This is a genomic window from Gordonia sp. DT218, assembly GCF_049847105.1.
Classification (GTDB): domain Bacteria; phylum Actinomycetota; class Actinomycetes; order Mycobacteriales; family Mycobacteriaceae; genus Gordonia.
The window spans coordinates 856,311-877,349 of record NZ_JBNCNS010000002.1; the positions used below are offsets into that span (position 1 = coordinate 856,311).

The 21,039-nt window shown below is 66.7% G+C and carries 18 protein-coding genes and 1 riboswitch; of the genes, 9 read left to right on the forward strand and 9 right to left on the reverse strand.

The genetic code is table 11. The annotated features are described in order from the left end of the window. Positions 1 to 22 precede the first annotated feature (22 nt). Positions 23 to 1,948 carry an asparagine synthase (glutamine-hydrolyzing) gene (gene asnB / locus ACPXCG_RS10845; RefSeq protein ID WP_425791849.1) on the reverse strand — a complete coding sequence of 642 codons (1,926 nt, stop codon included), beginning with the start codon at positions 1,946 to 1,948 and terminating at the stop codon, positions 23 to 25. A gap of 340 nt (positions 1,949 to 2,288) precedes the next feature. Here asnB and ACPXCG_RS10850 point away from each other — a divergent pair, with 340 nt between their 5' ends. Together ACPXCG_RS10850 and ACPXCG_RS10855 are read left to right on the forward strand one after the other, a co-directional pair. Beyond that, positions 2,289 to 3,362 carry a cytochrome c oxidase subunit II gene (locus ACPXCG_RS10850; RefSeq protein WP_425792106.1) on the forward strand — a complete coding sequence of 358 codons (1,074 nt, stop codon included), beginning with the start codon at positions 2,289 to 2,291 and terminating at the stop codon, positions 3,360 to 3,362. Next, positions 3,359 to 3,775 carry a cytochrome c oxidase subunit 4 gene (locus ACPXCG_RS10855; RefSeq protein ID WP_425791851.1) on the forward strand — a complete coding sequence of 139 codons (417 nt, stop codon included), beginning with the start codon at positions 3,359 to 3,361 and terminating at the stop codon, positions 3,773 to 3,775. Before ACPXCG_RS10850 ends, ACPXCG_RS10855 begins: the two co-directional genes overlap by 4 nt. 101 nt (positions 3,776 to 3,876) lie before the next feature. On the opposite strand, the gene ACPXCG_RS10860 is transcribed toward ACPXCG_RS10855, so the two are convergent. From ACPXCG_RS10860 to ACPXCG_RS10880, 5 genes are all read right to left on the reverse strand, one after another. Next, positions 3,877 to 5,403 (reverse strand): bifunctional phosphatase PAP2/diacylglycerol kinase family protein, encoded by a 1,527-nt coding sequence (locus tag ACPXCG_RS10860; protein WP_425791853.1) that lies wholly within the window; start codon positions 5,401 to 5,403, stop codon positions 3,877 to 3,879. Positions 5,404 to 5,509: 106 nt separating this feature from the next. Further along, on the reverse strand, positions 5,510 to 7,129 hold the full coding sequence (locus tag ACPXCG_RS10865; RefSeq protein ID WP_425791854.1) for a cytochrome b: 1,620 nt from the start codon (positions 7,127 to 7,129) through the stop codon (positions 5,510 to 5,512). Then, the gene (locus ACPXCG_RS10870; protein ID WP_425791856.1) at positions 7,126 to 8,283 is read right to left on the reverse strand and encodes a ubiquinol-cytochrome c reductase iron-sulfur subunit; all 1,158 of its coding nucleotides are present in this window, start codon (positions 8,281 to 8,283) and stop codon (positions 7,126 to 7,128) included. Before ACPXCG_RS10870 ends, ACPXCG_RS10865 begins: the two co-directional genes overlap by 4 nt. Next, positions 8,280 to 9,233: a c-type cytochrome gene (locus ACPXCG_RS10875; RefSeq protein WP_425791858.1), complete on the reverse strand. Its 954-nt coding sequence runs from the start codon at positions 9,231 to 9,233 to the stop codon at positions 8,280 to 8,282. The genes ACPXCG_RS10870 and ACPXCG_RS10875 overlap by 4 nt, the downstream gene beginning before the upstream one ends. Positions 9,234 to 9,292: 59 nt before the next feature. Further along, on the reverse strand, positions 9,293 to 9,904 hold the full coding sequence (locus tag ACPXCG_RS10880; RefSeq protein WP_425791860.1) for a cytochrome c oxidase subunit 3: 612 nt from the start codon (positions 9,902 to 9,904) through the stop codon (positions 9,293 to 9,295). 135 nt (positions 9,905 to 10,039) lie between these two features. Here ACPXCG_RS10880 and ACPXCG_RS10885 point away from each other — a divergent pair, with 135 nt between their 5' ends. Together ACPXCG_RS10885 and trpD are read left to right on the forward strand one after the other, a co-directional pair. Beyond that, a complete protein-coding gene (locus ACPXCG_RS10885; protein WP_425791862.1) occupies positions 10,040 to 10,555 on the forward strand; it encodes a hypothetical protein in 516 nt (171 codons plus the stop codon). Positions 10,556 to 10,580: 25 nt separating this feature from the next. Further along, complete coding sequence (gene trpD, locus ACPXCG_RS10890) at positions 10,581 to 11,669, forward strand: anthranilate phosphoribosyltransferase (RefSeq protein ID WP_425791864.1); 1,089 nt, start codon at positions 10,581 to 10,583, stop codon at positions 11,667 to 11,669. A 1-nt stretch (position 11,670) separates the two neighbouring features. On the opposite strand, the gene ACPXCG_RS10895 is transcribed toward trpD, so the two are convergent. Together ACPXCG_RS10895 and ACPXCG_RS10900 are read right to left on the reverse strand one after the other, a co-directional pair. Continuing rightward, on the reverse strand, positions 11,671 to 11,949 hold the full coding sequence (locus ACPXCG_RS10895) for an Lrp/AsnC family transcriptional regulator (RefSeq protein ID WP_124706671.1): 279 nt from the start codon (positions 11,947 to 11,949) through the stop codon (positions 11,671 to 11,673). A gap of 42 nt (positions 11,950 to 11,991) precedes the next feature. After that, positions 11,992 to 13,806 carry a DEDD exonuclease domain-containing protein gene (locus tag ACPXCG_RS10900; RefSeq protein WP_425791866.1) on the reverse strand — a complete coding sequence of 605 codons (1,815 nt, stop codon included), beginning with the start codon at positions 13,804 to 13,806 and terminating at the stop codon, positions 11,992 to 11,994. Between the two features lie 190 nt (positions 13,807 to 13,996). Between ACPXCG_RS10900 and ACPXCG_RS10905 the strand changes: the two genes are divergently transcribed. The 5 genes from ACPXCG_RS10905 (at position 13,997) to ACPXCG_RS10925 (ending at position 19,187) form a co-directional block, all read left to right on the forward strand. After that, positions 13,997 to 14,281, forward strand: coding sequence for a hypothetical protein (locus ACPXCG_RS10905; protein WP_425791868.1), 285 nt, complete (start codon positions 13,997 to 13,999; stop codon positions 14,279 to 14,281). Between the two features lie 108 nt (positions 14,282 to 14,389). Continuing rightward, positions 14,390 to 14,571: riboswitch (cyclic di-AMP (ydaO/yuaA leader) on the forward strand. Positions 14,572 to 14,585: 14 nt separating this feature from the next. Then, complete coding sequence (locus ACPXCG_RS10910) at positions 14,586 to 15,305, forward strand: C40 family peptidase (protein WP_425791870.1); 720 nt, start codon at positions 14,586 to 14,588, stop codon at positions 15,303 to 15,305. A 220-nt stretch (positions 15,306 to 15,525) separates the two neighbouring features. Then, the gene (locus ACPXCG_RS10915; RefSeq protein ID WP_425792107.1) at positions 15,526 to 16,530 is read left to right on the forward strand and encodes an NlpC/P60 family protein; all 1,005 of its coding nucleotides are present in this window, start codon (positions 15,526 to 15,528) and stop codon (positions 16,528 to 16,530) included. A gap of 27 nt (positions 16,531 to 16,557) precedes the next feature. Beyond that, complete coding sequence (locus ACPXCG_RS10920) at positions 16,558 to 18,069, forward strand: hypothetical protein (RefSeq protein WP_425791872.1); 1,512 nt, start codon at positions 16,558 to 16,560, stop codon at positions 18,067 to 18,069. Beyond that, positions 18,069 to 19,187 (forward strand): glycosyltransferase family 4 protein, encoded by a 1,119-nt coding sequence (locus tag ACPXCG_RS10925; RefSeq protein WP_425791874.1) that lies wholly within the window; start codon positions 18,069 to 18,071, stop codon positions 19,185 to 19,187. Before ACPXCG_RS10920 ends, ACPXCG_RS10925 begins: the two co-directional genes overlap by 1 nt. Before the next feature lie 13 nt (positions 19,188 to 19,200). On the opposite strand, the gene ACPXCG_RS10930 is transcribed toward ACPXCG_RS10925, so the two are convergent. Beyond that, positions 19,201 to 21,003: an AMP-dependent synthetase/ligase gene (locus ACPXCG_RS10930; protein ID WP_425791876.1), complete on the reverse strand. Its 1,803-nt coding sequence runs from the start codon at positions 21,001 to 21,003 to the stop codon at positions 19,201 to 19,203. Between the last annotated feature and the right edge of the window lie 36 nt (positions 21,004 to 21,039).

Here is a 21,039-nt window from a genome sequence, read left to right on the forward strand (position 1 = left end):
GGTTGCGGGCGGCTTGCGGGCGCTACAGCCGGACGGGGTAGTGGTGGTCGGTGATGGCGGGCACGATCGACTTCTCGACGAAGATCCCGTGCCACACCATGAACATCAGCAGCGTCCACAGTCGTCGGCTGTTGTCGACGACACCGTCGCGGTGTTCGTTCAGCATCGCGACAACCGCTTCCTTGTTCAGGATGTGATCGGTCTGTGAGTGCTCGATCGTCTCGTGCGCCCAGTCGTACATCTCGGTGCCGGCCAGCCAATGTCGGATCGGGACCGGGAAGCCGAGCTTCTTGCGGTGCAGGACGTGGGCCGGGACGATCTGCTCGAGGGCCTGGCGTAGCGCGTACTTCGTGGTGCCATGCGAGATCTTCTCGTCGAATGGCAATGTCTCCGCGACCCGGAAGACCTCGGGATCGAGGAATGGCACGCGCAGTTCCAGTGAGTTGGCCATCGTCGTCTTGTCGGCCTTGACCAGGATGTCGCCGCGCAGCCAGGTGAACAGATCGATGTGCTGCATCCTGGCGACCGGGTCCAGATCCTCCGACATCGCATAGATCGGTGCCGTGACGTCGGTGTGGGTCCACTCCGGCCGGTAATCGCGCAGCACGGCGCGCAGCCGTGCGTCGTCGAAGCTCCGCGCGTTGCCGTAGTAGCGCTCCTCGAGCGTCAACGACCCCCGATGCAGCAGGCTCTTGCCGCGCGTGCCCTCGGGGATGCGGTCGGAGACCCGTCCCGCGATGCGGCGCAATGCATTCGGCAACCGGTCGAAGGCGCCGAGCGACAGTGGTTCCTTGTAGATGGTGTAGCCGCCGAACAGCTCGTCGGCGCCTTCTCCGGAGAGCACCACCTTCACATGCTTGCGGGCCTCGGCTGCCACGAAGTAAAGCGGGATCAGCGCCGGATCGGCCACCGGATCGTCCAGGTACCAGACGATTTCCGGGATCGCGTCGATGAACTCGCGCGGGCTCACCACCTTGACGATGTGGCGGGCACCGATCGCCTCGGCCGACTCGACGGCGACGTCGACCTCGGAATACCCCTGTCGCTCGAAGCCGGTGGTGAAGGTGATGAGGTCGGGGTTGTGCCGGATGGCCAGCGCGGCGATTGCCGTCGAGTCGATGCCGCCGGACAGGAACGATCCGACCGTCACATCGGCACGCATGTGCTTGGCCACGGAGTCCGACAACACCTCGGCGATCTCGTCGTAGCGTTTCTGACGGGTGGCGTCGGTGACCGGCCGCACTCCGAACCGGGGTGTGAAATAGCGCTGCACCTGTGGTGCCTGACCGGCACGCACGGTCGCGTGGCAACCGGACTCCAGCCGGCGGATCGCGGCGTGCAGGGTCTCGGGCTCGGGAACGTACTGCAGCACCGTGTAGTGCTCGATGGCGCGCGGGTCGAGTTCGTCCCCGAGGCCGAGTCGGCCGATCAGCTCGAGAAGGCTCTTCTTCTCACTGCCGAAGGCGGTGCCGCCCGGTCCGGTCGCGATGAACATCGGCTTGATGCCGAAGGGGTCGCGCGCGAGGAACAGCGACTTCTCGACGGTGTCCCAGATGGCGAAGGCGAACATCCCGCGCAACCGCCGCACCGAGTCGGGCCCCCAGTGGTGGAACGCCGCGACGATGGCCTCGCCGTCGCCCTCGGTGGCGAACCGGGCGTCGGAGTCCCGTCGCAGTTCCTCGCGGATCTCCAGGTAGTTGTAGATCTCGCCGTTGAACACCATCGCGTACCGGTCCGGCTGTTCCGGGGGGCCCCAGCGTAGCGGCTGGTGCGAGTGCTCGATGTCGATGATCGACAACCGGTTGAACCCCAGCACCAGATCATCGTCGTGCCAGGTACCCGGCTCGTCGGGGCCGCGATGGCGCATGCAGTGGGATGCGGTGGACACCAGGTCGACGGCGTCGGCCGCCGAACCGTCCGAGGTCAACAGACCGAGCAAACCACACACCAGAAAGGCCTCACTTATCGACGACTACACGTGCTCCCGACGCGTCGAGTATGCCTGAGAACGGGTGATGACAACGCGCGCGGGCGGTCTCGACGCACGAAGGTAAACCCCAATCACGAAAGGTTCGCCGTGTTGGTCTACGCTGCGTAGTACTAGGTGCGAGAATCGCTGTAGTGCTGGGTGTGAGCACTCCCGGTGCAGGCGAGGACAGCCCTGTGCGGGTCATGTGGCATGGCAACTCGGTCGGCACGACGTGCCGGAACCGAGCGAGCGGGAAGGCGTGAAATTGGCACACGGTGGACGGCCGCGGGCGAAAGAAGCCCGATCCGCATCGCGAACGATCAAGCAGATCGGGGCAGTCGTCGCACTCGGTATCGGTGCGCTGCTCATGTCGGGCTGTGATGCCCGAACCGCGATGCGATTCGGTTGGCCGGCGGGTATCACCCCCGAGGCCAAGAAGATGGGCGATCTGTGGACCTGGTCGGTCATCGCCGCGCTCGTCATGGGCATCATCGTCTGGGGACTGATCTTCTGGACCATCACCTTTCACCGGCACAAGGCCGGTAAGGACGAGTTCCCCCGTCAGACGGCCTACAACGTGCCGCTGGAGCTCAGCTACACGGCGGTTCCGTTCGTCATCATCGCGGTGCTGTTCTACTTCACCGTCGTCGTCCAGAACGATGTCGAGAAGAAGACATCCGATCCGAAGGTCATCGTCGATGTCACCGCGTTCCAGTGGAACTGGAAGTTCGGCTACCGCGACGTCACCTTCACCGACGGCAATACGTACAACGGTTTCGAACGCGCGGCGAGCCCTTTCGAACTGCAGACCCGCAACATGCGGACCGAAGACGGTGAAGAGCATCCGATCCAGGGACCGGCGGGCGGTCGCGACGACGACATCCGCGATTACCTGAAGTTCAACAAGATCGAGACCGTCGGCTCGTCGACGGAGATCCCGATCCTGGTCTTACCGACGGGCAAGCGCATCGAGTTCGAGATCGCATCGGCCGACGTCATCCACTCTTTCTGGGTGCCGGAGTTCCTGTTCAAGCGGGACGTCTTGCCGTTCCCGAAGCAGAACCACACTGACAGTGTCTTCCAGATCCAGAGCATCGACCGCTCCGGTGCGTTCGTGGGTCGTTGTGCGGAGATGTGCGGTACGTATCACTCGATGATGAACTTCGAGGTCCGTGCGGTCAGTCCGCAGAAGTTCGACTCATACATCCATTATCGCGAGCAGAATCCGACCGCGACCAATGCCCAGGCCCTCGAATCGATCTGCGAGGTGCCCAGGTCGGTCACGACGGTTCCGTTCAACACGCGTCGCGCGACCAACGGCGACACTCCGAAGGATCTGGGTGACGCCTCCAACACGTCCCTGCAGGGCTGCACGGTGGGAGCCAACGGATGAAAATCGAAGCCAGGATCTTCGAACTACTGACCGGATTCTTTTTCATCGCCGGCATCGCCTACACGATCAGCACGGCCTTCTCCAGCAAGGGCGTGGAGTGGGCCGGTGTGACCGCGATGTTCTTCACCGGTGGTCTGACCCTGATCGCCGGGACGTACTTCAGGTTCGTCGCCCGACGCGTCGAGATCCGTCCCGAGGACTATGAGGATGCCGAGATCGAGGACGGCGCAGGAGAACTCGGTTTCTTCAGCCCGCACTCCTGGTGGCCGATCCTGCTTGCTTCCGGGGCGGCGATGTTCGCCATCGGGTTCGCGACGGGCAACTTCTGGTTCGCCATCTTCGCCGCAGTCGTGATCATCGGTACCGCTGCCGGTCTCGTGTTCGAGTACCACATCGGTCCGGAGAAGCACTGACAGCACTGCTCTTGGGCAATCGGCCACATCCTCCAGTCGGGGATGTGGCCGATTGCTTTGGTGGACCTGATGTTGTTCGTGGACCGGTGCCCGCCGTGAGGTCAGTCGCGTCGGCGCGGGGCGTAGACGGGCAGGGCACGGTATGCGACCCGGAAGGTGGCGTCCTGGAACGACTCACCGATCTCGCCATCGTGAGCGACGACGACCGGGCCGTCGACTGCCGAGAACGAGAATTCGGGCACCTGCATCTCGTGGAAGAGCGGGGATCGCTCGAGCCGGCCGGCCACCAGCGATCCGAGGAGGCGCATGACTGCGAATCGATGGCCGACCTCGAGGATGCGGACGTCGAGGAGACCGTCGTCGAGGCGTACCCGTCGTGACGGTGCAAAGCCGGACGGCTGATACAGCGAGTTGCCCAGCAGGAACAGCGACGTCTCGATCACCGTGCCGTCGACGCGGATCCGCACCGGACGCGTCCGTCTCAACGTCGCCGTGAGGGCGACCGCCGTCGCGAACGGGCGACTCCACCGGTGTTGCAGTCGGCCACGGGTGCGCACGAAATGCGGGTATGCCCCGATACTCGCCGTGTTCAGGATGACGTGGTCGTCGTTGAGCATCGCCACGTCGACCCGCATCACGTCGCCCGCCGCCAGCGAGGCGACGGTGTCCGCGACCGTCGTGATGCCGAGGTCCTTCGCGAAGTGGTTGTAGGTGCCTGCCGGGAAGACTGCGAGGGGCAACCCGGTGTCCAGGGCGACCCGTGCGGCCGCCGCCACCGTGCCGTCACCGCCGCCGACCGCGAGGACCTCGGCGCGACCAGCGGCGTCACGGAGCAGCGCCTCGACGTCGTCGTCGGGGCCGAGTTCGATGATCTCCGCGTCCGGGAGTTCGCTGCGCATCGCATCGACGACCGACCGGCCGTCACCCGATCCCGACGACGGGTTCACCACCGCCACCACGCCGTTGCCGCGGGGGCGTGGGGGAGCGAGGTCGCGACTGGCGGCCGGCACGGCGACGCTGTGCTCGGTGATGGGCGGGACGAGGCGGGCGCCGATGACCGCGACGGACGCACCGATCCCGAATCCGGCCAGGACATCGCCGGGATAGTGGGCACCCGTGGCCACCCGCGACAGACCGACCAGGCCGGCCAGGCCGCCGAGCACGAGGCCCGCCGGCGCGTTCTCGATGCCCGTCCCGAGCGCGAATGCGGCCGCGCTCGCAGAGTGGCCGGAGGGCAGTGAGTTCGAGGTGGGTAGCCGATGCCCGCGCCGCTGCAGGGGAACGGTGGTCGGTGTCGGTCGCGGACGAGCGCGGATCCGCTTGGCGACCTGATTGGTGAGCAGGCTGGTGACCGCGAGCGTGGCGACGCCGCGGGCTGCCGCCCGCTGAGCGGTGGGTCGGCCGCTCAGCGCCAACCCGCCTGCGATGGCGAACCACAGTGTGGAATGGTCGGCCGCGCGCGAGAGTGGGCGCATCGTGGCGTCCAGGGCAGGGGAGTCCGATCGCGCGACGGTCTCGAAGATCTCGGCGTCGAGCGTGCCGAGCCCTCGGGTGATCTGTCGTAAACCGGAAGAGTCCCAGCGGAATCGGGATCGTGGTCGTGATCGTGATCGTCGAGGTGATCTCATCATCTCGATCCTAGTCATGTCGGGGCTACTGCCCGAGCATCGACGAATCGGCCGCCGTCGCAATCGCGACGGCGGCCGATTCGTGGTCCGGTGAAGCCTGAGCCGATCAGTCCAGAGCGTCGCCGCCCTTGGCCTGGAGCTCGCGCAGAGCCTGCTTCTCGGCCTTCTCCGTTTCGTGCTCGAGTTCCACGTTGCGCGTCTGCTGCTCCGGCGGATCCTCGAGGAGGATCGATCCGGTGCCGGGTGCGCCTGCGGAACCCAGTTTGTTCATCCGTTTCGGGAGCGCCGCGCCCTCGTAGGGGAGCGGGATCGGATGGCCGTGGTCGTCGACCGGGCCGAGCGGCTGATGCAACTCGATGTACTCACCCTGCGGCAGTCGCCTGATGATGCCGGTCTCGATGCCATGGGCCAGCACCTCGCGGTCGCTGCGCTGCAGCGCGAGGGCCCAGCGGTAGGCGATGAAATATGCGATCGGCGGTACGACGATGAGCCCGATACGTCCCATCCACGTTGTCGCGTTCAGCGAGATGTGGAACTTGAGCGCGATGATGTCGTTCATACAGGACAGCGTCAGGATGATGTAGAACGACAACGCCATCGCGCCGATCGCGGTTCGGACCGGTACGTCGCGGGGACGCTGCAGCAGGTTGTGATGCGCATCGTCGCCGGTCAACCGTTTCTCGATCCATGGATACGAGAACATCAGGCCGAAGATGATCGTGATGATCACGACCACCCAGAAGATTGCCGGGATGGTGTATCTGCCGAGATAGAGCTCCCACGCAGGCATCAGACGGGCCAACCCGTCGGTCCACATCATGTAGATGTCGGGCTGCGAACCCGCCGAGACGTGTGCCGGGTTGTACGGGCCGAGGACCCACACCGGGTTGATCTGGAAGATGCCGGCCATCATTGCCAGCACGCCGGTGGTGATGGCGAAGAAAGCACCCGACTTGACCGCGAACACGGGCAGGATGCGCACGCCGACGACATTCTTCTCGGTGCGGCCCGGGCCGGGGAACTGGGTGTGCTTCTGGTACCAGACCAACGCCAGGTGGGCGCCGATCAACGCCAGGATGATGCCCGGGAAGAGCAGGATGTGCATCACGTAGAGGCGCGGGATGATGATGTCGCCCGGGAACTGTCCGCCGAAGAGCGCCCAGTGAATCCAGGTGCCGACCAACGGGATGCCGAGGACGATGCCGCTCATCGCGGCGCGGACGCCGGTTCCCGAGAGCAGGTCGTCGGGGAGCGAGTAGCCGAAGAAGCCCTCGAACATCGCCAGGACAAGCAGCAGGGAGCCGATGATCCAGTTGGCCTCACGCGGACGCCGGAACGCGCCGGTGAAGAAGATGCGGGCCATGTGCACGATGATCGACGCCGCGAACAGCAGGGCCGCCCAGTGGTGGATCTGCCGCACGAACAGGCCACCGCGTACCTCGAACGAGATGTTCAGGGTGGTCTCGTAGGCGCGGGTCATCATCACGCCGTTGAGCGGCTGATAGGCGCCGTTGTAGACGACCTCCTGCATCGACGGATCGAAGAAGAAGGTCAGGTAGACACCGGAGACCAGCAGGATGATGAAGCTGTAGAGCGCGATCTCACCCAGCAGGAACGACCAGTGGGTGGGGAACACCTTGTTGATCTGACGACGGATACCCGGCGACAGGTGGTAGCGCGAGTCGACGCCTTCGGCCTGCGTCGCGAGACGGTCGGCGATGGTCATGATCTACGCTCCCAGAATGCCGGTCCGACAGGTTCGATGTAGTCGCCTGCGGCGACCATGTATCCCTGATTGTTCACCGTGATCGGCAGCTGCGCCAGGGCGCGCGCGGCCGGACCGAAGACCGGCTTCGCGTACTCCAGGGCGTCGAACTGCGACTGGTGGCAGGGGCAGAGGATGCGGTTGGTCCGCTGCTCGAAGAGCGAGGTCGGGCAGCCGAGGTGGCTGCACACCTTGGTGTAGGCGAAATAGTCGCCGTAGTTGAAGCTCTCCTGACCCTTGCGCTTGATGGCCCGGGCCGCGTCCTCGGGGCGGAGGCGGATCAGCATGACCGGATTGCTCACGTACCGCAGGCCCTCGACCAGCTTGTGGCGGGATTCCTCGGTCTCGCCGTAGCCGTCGGACACGCGCCACGGGAAGACGGTCTCCATGCCGCCGGAGTCGAGGTCCTCCGGGCGCACCAGGGCGACCTGGTACGGGTTACCGGTGTCGCGCCGCAGGAACACCGTCTCGTTCGGATCGTTCGCCGGGTTGTAGATCGGCGACCAGCCGGTGTGCCACAACGGAGCCTTGTCGCCCTGTGCCCACGGGTTCTTGATGATCCCGCCGAGGCCGGCGACCAGACCGGTGAAGGCGAACGCACCGAGCCCGAACAGGGCCGACCCGATGATCATCTTGCGACGCGGGAGCGTCGAGGTGGTCAGCGAATCGTTGAACTCCGCGCCGATCGTCTTTTTGTCGACCTCGGAGGAGCCGCCGTCGTGGCGATCCTGCACCGAGATCTCGGCGGGGATGAACTTCTTGGTGAACAGCACCATGCCGACGCCGATCGACAACACAGAGAGCCCGAAGGTCACGCCGAGCAGCGGGGTGTTGAGCGTGTAGCGCCAATAGTCGACCGAGTCGGGGAGCGCGAACTCCCAGTGATTCCAGATGAAGATGATGAAGCAGGCGAGAGCCGAGATGCCGGCCAGGGTGAACCAGGCGGCGACCTGGCGCTCGGCACGCTTCTCGACGCCGGTGCCCGGCTCCGGGAACCGCTCGGCGCGGTGGATGATCTCCACGCCGTCGAGATTGGTACCGAGTTTGACCAGCTCTTCTTTGCTCATCTGGTCGAGCTCGTCCTGCGACGGGTCGTTTCCGCCGGTTGCACTCATGTTCGTGATCCCATCCACATTGCGGCGGCAACGATCGCCACAACTCCGACAACCCACATCACCATGCCCTCGCTGACCGGGCCGAAGCCGCCGATCCCGAGGCCGCCCTGCGGCTTGGACTCGGTGACGTACTTGACGAAGCCGATGATGTCCTTCTTCTCCTCCACCGACAGCTGACGGTTGGAGAACTTGGGCATGTTCTGCGGTCCGGTGAGCATGGCCGTGTAGATCTGCTGTTCTTCCACCCCGTCGAGCGTCGGTGCGAACTTGCCCGACGACAGTGCGCCGCCGCGGCCGGTGAAGTTGTGGCAGGACGCGCAGTTCAGCCGGAAGAGCTCACTGCCGCGACCCAGGTTCTTGCCGCGCAACGACTCCTGGGCGAGGACGGGCAGTCCGTCCTTCATCTTCACCGAGCCGTCGGGGTTGCGCTCGTAGATGACCTGCGGTCCGCCACCCTCCGACTGGACGTACGCGCCGAGCTGGTCGATCTGCGCCTTGGTGAACTTCGGTGGCTTGCGGATCGCCTGGGCCTCGCCGCGTGCGGCAGGCATGCGGCCGGTCGACACCTGGAAGTAGACGGCGGCATCGCCGACACCGAGCAGTGCCGGTCCACGATCCTGGACACCCTGCAGGTTTGCGCCATGGCAGGTGATGCAGGACGTCTCGTAGAGCTTCTTGCCGTCGCTGATCAGCGCCGCGTTCGACTCGTCGGCGACCGCGACCTGGGGCTTGGGGGTCAGTACCGATGCGAGAACCCCGGCGGTCACCAGACCGACGAGGAGCAGAAGGGTGCCGCTGGCCCGACGGCGCAGCTTGCGTCGTGACTTCGCCTTGCGCGCCGAGGTGGCTGCGGATGCCGAGCGTCCGGCCGACGCGACGCCGGCCGTATCGGTGTTGTGGCCGGCGTCCACGTCGTCGCTATCCGACGGTCGCGGTGGAGATGAACTCATCTGTGACTCTCTACTAAGCGGACGGACTGTTGCTGTTGCAGGGGCTGGCCCGGAGGCTGCTACCTGATGAAGTAGATGGTGACGAAGAGGCCGATCCAGACGATGTCGACGAAGTGCCAGTAGTACGACACGACGATGGCCGCGGTGGCCTGCGCGGGCGTGAACTTCGACAGCTTGGTGCGGATCAGCAGGAAGATGAAGGCGACGAGCCCGCCGATGACATGAAGACCGTGGAAGCCGGTCGCCATGTAGAAGACGGAACCGTATGCGCTCGACGAGATCGTGGTGCCCTCACCGACCAGGTGGTAGTACTCGTATCCCTGGCCGCAGACGAAAAAGGCGCCCATCAGGAACGTCAGGATGTACCACCGGCGCAGCCCGAAGACGTCACCTCGTTCGGCGGCGAACACGCCCATCTGGCAGGTCACCGACGACAGGATCAGGACGGTCGTCACCGGGATCGCGAGGGTGAGGTTCAACTCCGTGGGCTCGGGCGGCCAACCGATCGACGAGTTGGCGCGCGCGACGAAGTACATCGCAAAAAGTCCAGCGAAGAACATGAGCTCACTGGACAGCCACACGATGGTGCCGACGCTGACCATGTTGGGCCGGTTCAGCGAGTGCACGCGCGAGGTGATGGCTGTTCCTGAGGTACCTACAGCGCTAGTCACAAAAGGAAGTATGACGGTTCGTAGTAAGCCGTGACCACTTGGGTCACCAAATTGGCGGAACTATTTCTCCCGACCCAGGTGGGGGCACCGGGAAGGCCCTCGTCGGCGTGTCTCCAGACGTGGTTTGCTGGGTGTGTGGACGGCGATCGGAACACCTCTCGGCCATCGGATTCGGCGCGCTGGGACCTGAACGGACACCCGGTGGGCGCGGGCCGCTGGGAACGGATGCGGCAGCGGTTGTCGGGACGCGGTTCCGGTGGTGCGCCGCTGGGTGTCGACGACGCCGATCTGATCGTGGTGGCGGAGTCCGACGACGAGACGGTGGCGAGCTCGGCAGTGCTCGACGAGTCGGCCTGGCGGGCGGGCGACGACGTCGTGTTGCGGCACATGCTGCGGGTGCCGGCCGCGCGGGCCGACGACGCCGTCGCGACGGCTGCGCTCGACGGGTACCAACGGCTCGACGACGATGCTCTCGGCCGGACGGTCGCCGGGGGCGCCGACGACACCGTCGTCGTGGTGCTCGCGCGCCGCCAGACACTCGACGCCATGCACCTGTCACAGGAACGGTCGCGGATGGCCGGCCTCGGGGCCCGACACGGTGGCACGGTGCTCCGATGGCAGGTACTCCAACGACCGGAGGCGCGCCGATGAGTGGCCGCGCACTACCCTTTGCACCGTGAGCACAGAGCCTTCCCGCACCACGTCGACGTCCCTCACCTGGCCACAGATCCTGGGCCGCGTCACCGATGGCGTCGACCTGACCGTCGACGAGGCAGCCTGGGCGATGAACGAGATCATGAGCGACGCGGCGACGGGAGCACAGATCGCGGCCTTCGGTGTGGGTGTGAAGATGAAGGGCGCGGCCCCGGCCGAACTGCGCGGCCTGGCGGCGGCCATGCTCGATCACGCCACGCTGGTGGACGTTCCGCGACCCGCAGTCGATGTCGTCGGCACCGGGGGCGACCGCTCGCACACCGTCAACATCTCCACGATGACGTCGATCGTCATCGCCGCGGCCGGGATTCCGGTGGTGAAGCACGGTAACCGGGCGGCGTCGTCGAAGAGCGGCGGCGCCGACGTCCTCGAGGCACTCGGCATCAACATCTCCCTCGGGGCCGCCGACGTCGCCCGCTGTGTCGACGAACTCGGCATCGGGTTCTGCTTCGCTCCGGTCTTTCATCCCGCATTCCGGTTCACCGGTCCGCCGCGCAGCCAGATCGGCATCCCGACGGTCTTCAACGTGCTCGGGCCCCTCACCAACCCGGCACGGCCGCGGCGCGGGCTGATCGGATGTGCGTTCGCCGATCTCGCCCCGGTCCTCGCGCAGGCCTTCGCCGATCGGGGGAGTTCGGTGCTCGTCGTCCGCGGCGACGACGGACTCGACGAACTGACCACCACGACGACCTCGACCGTGTGGCAGGTGGTCGACGGCGCGGTACATCGACTCGCGCTCGACCCGGCCGATCTCGGCATCGGAAGGGTCGAACTCTCCGCTCTGCAGGGGGGTGACGCCATCGCCAATGCGACGATCGCCCGCGGGCTGTTCGCCGGGGAGCGAGGGCCGGTGCGTGACGCGGTGCTCCTGAACGCGGCGGGGGCGATCGTCGCCTTCGAGCAGGAGGCGGTGATGACCACGGCCGGACTGACCGACGCGATGGGTGCTGCCACCGAGCGGGCCGCCGCGGTGCTCGACAGCGGCGACGCGACCCGGTTGCTCGACCGCTGGGGTCGCCTCACCGCGGAGTTGGCCGCCGCAGCAAGCTAGATCATTCCTCGCCGATGGAGAAGCCGCCCTCGACATCGGAACTGGAATAGCTGCGGAACGCGATGTGGGTCGCGCTGTGGCTGACCCCTGGCAGTCGATTGATCTTCCCGGTCACGACGTCGGCGATCTGCTCGTGGTCACGCACCTTGATCTTGGCGATCAGATCGACGTCACCGGCGCATGAATAGACCTCCGAGACGCCCGGGATGTCGGCCACGGCCTGCGCGGTCTCCGGGATCTGATGTACGTCGGCGTGAATCAGGACGATGGCGGTGATCATGGGTGCCACAGTAGTGCTCCGGCCCCGCGCCGACCGTGCACATCACCCCGCCCGATCGGCGGGTGTTGGGGGTGCCGGGTGCGCGGCGAGGGGCAGTCGGCCCGCGCGCCGGGGCGACTCACGGGCGGCATGCGCGGTTTGCGACCACGGCAACCACCGCTCGGCGCTCGCCGCGGGCAGCGCGAACGGTTCCGTCGTGGAGACGATCCGGGCGCCCGGTTCGGTGACCCAGCGATAGAGCAGCCCGGCTTCTTCCGGTGGGGCGCCGAGCAACGGCCCCTCGGTCGCGACCACCGTCTCCGCGGATGCGGTCAACGAGTCGACGACGGCCATCGGGGCGATGCCGCGGCGCGCGACCCCGGCACTGGCCAGCCGGCCGTGCCGGATCACGGCGATCTCCCATCCCCGATCGGGATCGGGGCGCGCCACGACCAGTTCGCCGATCGCGCACAGCGCCGCGAGTCGTTGGCAGCGGGCCAGCGCGTCCACGGTTGTGGACACCCGGTCACGTTGTCGCGCAGCACTTTCGAACATCTGCGCATCGGCGAGTCGGGTCAACCGATCGGTGAGGTCGGTCAGCAGGCGATCGCAATCGCCTGCCATCAGGTCACGCACCGCCGAGGCCCGCGGTAGGTAATCGGGGAGGGTGAGTGGGCGTTCCGACGCCGCGTGACACCCTCCGATGCGCGGGCCGCCCGCGGCCTCCGATCGACACCAGTGGTGCGATGCGGAACCCAATCGTGTTGTGCAGCTGCGCAATCCGGCGGATCTACTGATCATGTCGGCGATCGTCGCCGCGGTCGTGCGGTTGCCGATCGGGCCGATGGACTCATCGGTCGGGGTCCGCGAGACCTTCAGCCGTGGGAAGCGTTCGCCGGTCAGCACGATCCACCAGCCGCGATGCGGCTGGGTGGACCGCCGGTTGTAGGCGGGCGCATGAGCGGCCAGCAGCCTGAGCTCACGCACGCCGGCCTCGAGGGCGTGGGCGCATTCGACGTGATCGATCCGGGTGGCCAGATTCACCATCTCGCCGATACGCCGGCGGGGGTCGCTGCCGGTGAAGTACGACATCACCCGGCGCCGGAGATCGACGGCGGTGCCCACGTACAACACCTCGTCCGACGGTCCGCGGAAGAGATAGACACCGGGCCGCGACGGCAGGTCCCGTGCCAGGGTGCGTTTGACGCGCAATCGGGGATCGGAGCGCGGCAGGTAGGCGGTCAATTCCCGGTAGGTGTCGACGCCCTGATTGCCGACCCGTTCGAGGAGTCGATGGAACACCTCGACCGTCGCGCGCGCATCGTCGAGGGCGCGGTGGGTGGGCCGCGTCGAGACATCGAAGAGATCGGCGAGAGCGGACAACCGGACGGTGGGGGCCTCGTCGCGGGTCAGGATGCGACGGGCCATGGTCACCGTGCACAGGCTGACGGTGAACGGCCAGTCGATCCCCAGGCGCGCCGCGTTCTGTCGGAGGAAACCCATGTCGAATCGTGCGTTGTGTGCCACCAGGATGGAGCCACGTGCGAATTCCACGAACGATGGCAGTACCGCGCCGATCATCGGCGCGTCACTGACCATAGCCTCGGTGATGCCGGTGAGGGTCACGATCTGCGGGGGGATGGGCAGTCCGGGATCCACCAGCGTCGCGAACTCGCCGATGACCTCACCGCCGCGGATCTTCACCGCGCCGATCTCGGTGATCCCGTCGTCGGTCGGACTGCCACCGGTCGTCTCGAGGTCCACGACGACGAGGGTGGTGTCGAACAGTGAGCGATCGGGCCGGAATCCGTCGTCGTCGTTGTCGTCCAGATCGGCGAAGGTGAGTTGTCCGCCGTCCGCCTGCCCCCTGAGCACCACGCACCGAACACTAGTTCGACGTTGCGACAGATTCTGATGTGACAGGCGGGAAAATTGAGTTCGACCGGTGATGGCGCCGGATCTGTCGGTGGCCGTCCCTAGTCTCCATCACGTGTGGCGCACGGTGCCGAGTCAGGCGATTTCGGCCCGTCGACATACCCAGAGCACGCGATTGAGATGGAGATCACACATGTACATCGACTGCCAGTCCTGCCCGGGCCGTCCCGTCGCCTGTGACGGCTGCATGATGCAGGTGCTGTTCGACGCCCCCAACTGCGAAAACCCCACCGTCGAAGGTGGCGGAAAGGTTACGAGATCGGGGGTGCCGGGCGACGCTGACATCGACGCCGCCATCGGTGTTTTCGAGGCTGCTGCAATGGTCTCCAGTGCCGCTGCAGTATCTGCAAGAAATGCGAAAACCGCAGCTGGCGGTGCGGTTTCCGGCCGGCAACTCCGGATTCTGCGCGCTGGTTGAACACGCCCGCCGATTCGGGCCCGAAGGGGTCGGTGGACAGACCTGCATCAGATTTCGTAACCTTTCCGAGACCTTTGCAGAGCGTCCCGCTCCAACAGGAGTGGTCTGGATCGGTCACCGCTCAATCGCCACAGGCGAACCGGGGAACCATCAAGTTTTCGGAGTGATCCGAATCGGGGTGAATCGCGCATGCCCGGCGACGTTTTCGACGTCGTCGAGACACGTGTGTAGGGCCATTCTTCCGGCCCGAACCCGACAGCTAACCCGGTCGGCGGTCGAAGGGAGAGCAAGGAGAAGTCGCTTCGTGGCGAAACATCGTTTGGAACAGCCCAACCGCGGCACCAAGGTAGCCAAGCGCGCGGTGGTTGCAGGGTCGATCACTGTCGGCTCGCTCGCCGCTGTCGCGGGACCGGCGCTCGCAGCGCCGATACACGTGCCCAATGTCGGCACATTCGAACTTCCTGGGGTCGATAGCAAGCAGGTCCCCCAGCAATTCCAGGAGCACAAGGCGGCACCTGCCCCCAAGGCAGCTCCGACCACTCCCGCGGCCCAGTCGCCCGGTGCGAGCGTTTCGGTTCCGAATCTGGGTACCTTCACCGTGCCCGGTCTGAACGACAACCAGATCCCGCAGCAGTTCAAGCCCAAGGGTGACGACGGCGGCTTCCTGGGTGCGAAGCCGACGGCAGCACAGAAGGCCGTGCGCGTCGCGGAGAGCAAGATCGGTGCGCCGTACGTCTACGGTTCGGCCGGCCCGAACGCCTTCGACTGCTCGGGTCTCGTCTATTACTCGTACAAGCAGGCGGGCAAGACCATCCCGCGCGACAGCTACGGGCAGCTCGGTGGCGGCACCCCGGTGTCGTCGATCGCGGCGGCCAAGCCCGGCGACGTGCTGATCTTCAACGGTGGTAGCCACGCCGGCATGTACATCGGCAACGGAACCTTCGTCCATGCGGAGACCAGTGGAGTGCCGGTCAAGAAGGACAAGGTCGGTGACTGGTCGGTGACCGGCATCCGGCGTTACTGAGCGTCGGATCACCGATGAGGATGTGAACTCGTTTGGGCGGATCACGTGGATTGCGTGATCCGCCCAAACCAATCACCTGGCCTGACAGGATCGGTCCATCCGGTCGCCGTCAGGGTCACGTGATCGGGGGGACAGTGGCGGAGGAGAAGTGACAACCGTGGTTACCGGATGGTGGACCGCGCGGGCGCGGTCCGTGCCCGTGATACTCATCGCCGCGGTGATGGCGCTCGTCGTCTCCTCCGGCCAGTTCGCGTCGGCGACGGGCGCGGGTGACGCCTCGGCGGCACCGGTGCGGTCGCCGAATCAGCTGCTCACCCAATACAAGAAGCTCAGCGACGACGCCGAGAAGTCGGCGGAGGCGATGCACAACGCGCAGATCGAGTACGACAAGCAGCGACGCATCGTGGCCGACTCGAAAAGGGCGTCTGCCGACGCCGACCGCACGCTGGTCGTGACGCAGAAGCGTCTCGAGAGCTACCAGGGCCGCGTCGACGCGGTGGTCCGCGCGAGCTACAAGGGCGCCCGCGTCAATCGCCTGTACGCCGTGCTGGTCAGCGATTCGCCCCAGTCGTTGCTCGATCAGATGTCGGGTCTGGAACTGATCTCGCGGCAGTCGGCCGCCGATCTGAAGGGGCTCAAAGACGCGCGCCAGAAGACGTTGGCGGCGAAGGCTTCCGCGGACCAGACCGCGACCGAGGCGACCGCCGCGGTTGCCGCTGCCGAGAAGACTCGCGGTGAGCTGCAGGCGAAACAGGCGAACCTGCAGCTGCAGGCGGTGCAGATCCGCGCGGTGTACGAGTCCATGACGGGCAAGCAGCTCGCGGCACTCCGTGGCCCGAAATTCGACTTCGACCCACGGTTCGTCCCGAAGGGCACGTCCGCCGCACTCGTGGCGGTGCAGGCCGCGCTGAGCCGGATCGGTGATCCGTATGTGTGGGGTGCCACCGGACCCGATTCGTTCGACTGCTCGGGTCTCATGGTGTGGGCCTACGAGCAGGCGGGCAAGACACTGCCACGTTCCAGTGAGGCGCAGAACAGTTCCGGTCAGTCGGTCGATCGTAATGACCTGCGCCCGGGTGACCTGATCATCTATTACTCGGATGCCCATCATGTCGGCATGTATGTCGGCGACGGCTATGTGATCCATGCCTCCACGTTCGGTGTGCCTGTGAAGGTCGTGCCGATCGACGAGGCGGGACCGTTCGACTCGGCTCGCCGGTACTGAGTGGCGTGCCGTGAGGGGCGCGTCCGGATGATCGCTCCGGGTGGCCCGCGTCGGCCGCGCAGACTACTGGCCGTCGCCGTGCCCGCGCTCGTGGTCGCGACAGTGCTGACCGGGTGCGGCGAGGCGGTTACTCCCGCGCCCGGATCGGGCAGCAGTTCGTCGACCACTCCGGCCAATGTCTATGAGGAACAACGGACGGCGGGGGTGCAGGCGACCCTCGATGCTCTCGGCAGGGGCCTGCTGGCCGGCGACCGGAGCCGTGTCACCGATCTCGTCGACGCTTCGGCGTCGCCTGCCTTCCGCGCCCGGATCGAGACATCGGTCGCCGATCTCGCCGGCGCCGGACTCCGGGGTGGCTCGTCGAGCCCCTCCTCGTCGCCCGCCCTCGACGTCACGCCCACTCGGCGATCGGATTCGCCCTCCGGCGACGCGTCGCACACGCCTCCGCCGTCGTCCGCGGCACCGCCGGCCCGGGGAGAAGCCTTGCAGTTGAAGGCCCTTCGCTACGTCCTGGCGCCCACGGAGGAGGCCGAGACCCTGGTGCCCCCCGAGTTGCAGGCGCGACTCGACGCCCAGGGGAGTTCGGACTCCTGGGTGGCGCCGGTGGAACTGCACTACGCACTGGGAGGTGCGGCGAAGCCGGGGCTCGACGAACCGGAGGTGGTGGTCTCATCCCAGTTCGTGATGGCGCGGTACGGGGATGCCTGGAAGATCGTCGGCGATGCGTCGGCGATCGGGGCCGCCGCCATGCCGACCCAGCTGTGGGAACTCCCCGGCGTAGCGGCCGATGACGTCGCGACCGCCGGTGGGGAATCGGTGGTCGCGTCCTACCCCGGCACGGAGACCGTGGTCGATCGCGTTCGCCGGCTGCTCCCGGGCGCGACGGCCGCCGTCACCGACTTCTGGGGCTCCGACTGGCCGCGACGCGCGGCGGTGGTGGTCACCGGGCGCCCGTCCGAGTTCAGCGATCTGGCCCAGAGCGCGTCCACCGACATCGCCGGCGCGGCGGCGGCCACCGTGTTCAGCCGGATCGACACCGGCGCCCATGCGGCCGCCGGGCAGCGCATCATCCTGACCCCGAACGCGGGAGACCTCGCGGAGCCTGCGCTGGGAGTGGTGCTGCGGCATGAGCTGACGCACGTGGCCGCGCGCGTGGTGACCTCACCGGGAGCCCCGTTGTGGATCACCGAGGGCGTTCCCGAGTACGTCGGACGGAAGGACACCTATGTCCGCCTCGAGGACGCTGCTCCCGATCTGGCCGCTGCCGTGCGGGCCGGTGAGGGTCCCACGGGGCTGCCGACCGACCGGGAGTTCGCGGTGGACTCGGATCAGGCGCTGGTGGCGTACCAGGCCGCGTGGTCGGTTGCCGCGTTCGTGGCCGCACGTTTCGGCGAGAAGAAGCTGAAGGAGCTCTATGTGGGTGTCGCCGCCACCGACGACGTGAAGCGTCAGGACGTCGCGATCCGTGCGGTCCTGGGTATGTCGCGCGCCGAGTTCGTCGCCTCGTGGCGGCGATGGTTGAACGAACAGGTCGATTGATGCGACGAACCCTGTTGATCACCAACGACTTCCCGCCCCGACCCGGTGGCATCCAGTCGTACCTGCAGAACCTGGTCGACCTCCTGCCGCCGGACGAGGTGGTCGTCTACGCACCGCGGTGGCGTGGCCACGAGAAATTCGATGCGACGGTTCCCTACACGGTGGTGCGGCATCCCACCACGCTGATGTTGCCCACGCCGTTCGTCGCCCGCCGGGCCTCGAAGATCATCCGTACCCACGGCATCTCGACGGTCTGGTTCGGTGCGGCCGCGCCGTTGGCGGTCCTCGCTCCGGCGATGCGGCGGGCCGGGGCCGAACGGGTCGTCGCGAGCACCCACGGCCACGAGGTCGGATGGTCGATGTTGCCCGTCGCGCGCCAGGTGCTGACCTTCATCGGGCGCAACGTCGATGTCGTCACCTTCGTGAGTCGGTACACGCGTGGCCGGTTCGCGGCGGCGTTCGGCGCACGGGCCGCCCTGGAGTATCTGCCGCCCGGTGTGGACACCGGCCGGTTCGCCCCGGACCCGCAGGCACGTCAGCGGATTCGCGAGCAGCTCGGGCTCGGTGAGCGCCCGACGGTGCTCTGCCTGTCCCGGCTGGTGCCGCGCAAGGGACAGGACGCGTTGATCCGTGCGCTGCCGTTGATCCGGCGGGAGATCGGCGACGTGGCGCTGGTCATCGTGGGCGGGGGTCCCTACGCGGAGACCCTGCGCGAGCTGGTGGCGCAGAACGGTATGGCCGAGCACGTCGTGTTCACCGGTTCGGTGCCCTCCGCGGATCTGCCCGCCTATCACAACATCGCCGATGTGTTCGCGATGCCGGCCCGGACGCGAGGACGCGGGTTGGATGTCGAGGGACTCGGCATCGTCTACCTCGAGGCATCGGCGACCGGGGTCCCGGTGGTCGCGGGTCAGTCGGGCGGGGCGCCCGAGACGGTCGTCGAGGGCGTCACCGGGACCGTCGTCGACGGCACCGATGTCGACGCGGTCGCCTTCGCGATCACGGCGATTCTCGCCGATCCGGGGACGGCGTCCGAGATGGGCGCGCGGGGTCGCGAGCACGCCGTCGACACCTGGGAGTGGCGATCGATCGCGGCTCGACTGCGCCAGCTGCTCTGAGCGTCCGGGTGTCTCAGCGGGTGTAGATCGCGTCGATGTCGTCGGCGAACTTCTGGACCACCACGTTGCGCTTCACCTTCAGGGTCGGGGTCATCTCCCCGGTCTGCTCCGTGAAATCGTCCGGGAGGATGCGGAACTTCTTGATCGCTTCCGCGTGCGAGACGGTCTTGTTCGCGTCGTCGACGGCGGCCTGGACCTCGGCCCGCAGGTCGTCGTCGCCCGCGAGATCGGCGACGCTCGCCGACGCGGGCTTGTGGTGGCGCTCCTTCCACGCGGGGAAGGCCTCCGGATCGATCGTGATGAGCGCTGCGATGAAGGGTTTCGCGTCTCCGATGACGAGCGCCTGGGAGATGAGCGCGCTGGATCGGATGACATCCTCGAGTCCGGCCGGGGACACGTTCTTGCCCCCGGCGGTCACGATGAGCTCCTTCTTCCGGCCGGTGATCGTGAGGAATCCATCGCCGTCGACGTTCCCGAGGTCGCCGGTGTGGAACCAGCCGTCTTCGATCGCGGCGGCGGTGGCGTCCGGATTCTGCCAATAGCCGCCGAACACGACGCCACCCTTGAGCATCACCTCGCCGTCTTCGGCGACCCGTACGCTGTTGCCGGCCAACGGTTTTCCGACTGTCCCGACCCGCACCTCGCCGGGTGTGTTCACGCTGAAGGCCGCGGTCGTCTCGGTGAGGCCGTAGCCCTCGTAGACGGGGATGCCGACACCGGAGAAGAAGTGTCCCAGTCGGGGGCCGAGCGGTGCGCCGCCCGAGATGGCGAGCTCACACTCGCCGCCCAGCGCCGCGCGCAGCTTGCCGTAGACCAGCTTGTCGAACACCGCGTGCTTGGCCTTGAGGACCAGCCCGGCACCGCCGCGCTCGAGCGCCTGTGAGTATTCGACGGCCGCGTCGGCGGCGGCGTCGAAGATGCGGCCCTTGCCGTCGTCGTGTGCCTTCTGCCGGGCACTGTTGTAGACCTTCTCGAAGACCCGGGGGACGGACAGGATCAGTGACGGCCGGAACACGGCGAACTCCGGCACCAGGTTGGGGATGTCGCTGGTGTAACCGATCTCCACGCCCGCCTCGAGGGCGACCAGGTTGATGGCCCGTGCGAGTACGTGCGCCATCGGGAGGAACATCAGCAGTCGCTTGTCGGGGCCGAGCAGCGTGCGCATGTTGCCCTCGAGTACCCCGTAGGTCTCGGAGAGCAGGTTGCTGTGGCTGAGCATGCATCCTTTGGGCCGGCCCGTGGTGCCCGAGGTGTAGATCAGGGTGGCCGGGTCGGCCGCGGTGACCGTCGCGCGTCGCTTCGTCACCTCGTCGTCGTGGATGTCGGCCCCGGCGGCCTCGAGGGCCGCGATGGCACCGGCCTCTCCGTCTGCGCCGTCGATCTGGAAGACCTTGATGCCCTCGAGGTTCTCGATCCCGTCGAAGATGGCCCGATGGCCGGCATCCTCGAGCACGATCGCACTGGCTCCGGAGTCCCGCATGATCCATTCGATCTGCGGTCCCGACGACGAATCGTAGATCGGAACCGGCACCGCACCGGCCGACCAGATGGCGAAATCGATCAGGGTCCATTCCGGGCGGGTACGGGAGAGGATCGCGACGCGATCGCCGGGGCCGACGCCCTCGGCGATCAGGCCCTTGGCCAGAGCGGTGATCTGCGCGGCGGCATCACCTGCGCGGACCGGCACCCATTGCGGCCCCTCTTTGCGGCGGAACACCGTTTTGTCGGGTTCTCGCTCGGCGATACCGAAGATGATGTCGGTACAGTTGGCGCTCTCGGGGACGGAGAATTGTGCGGGAACGCTGAACTCACTCATCGAGGTACCTTTCGCATGCAGCTTCTCGTCACCGAT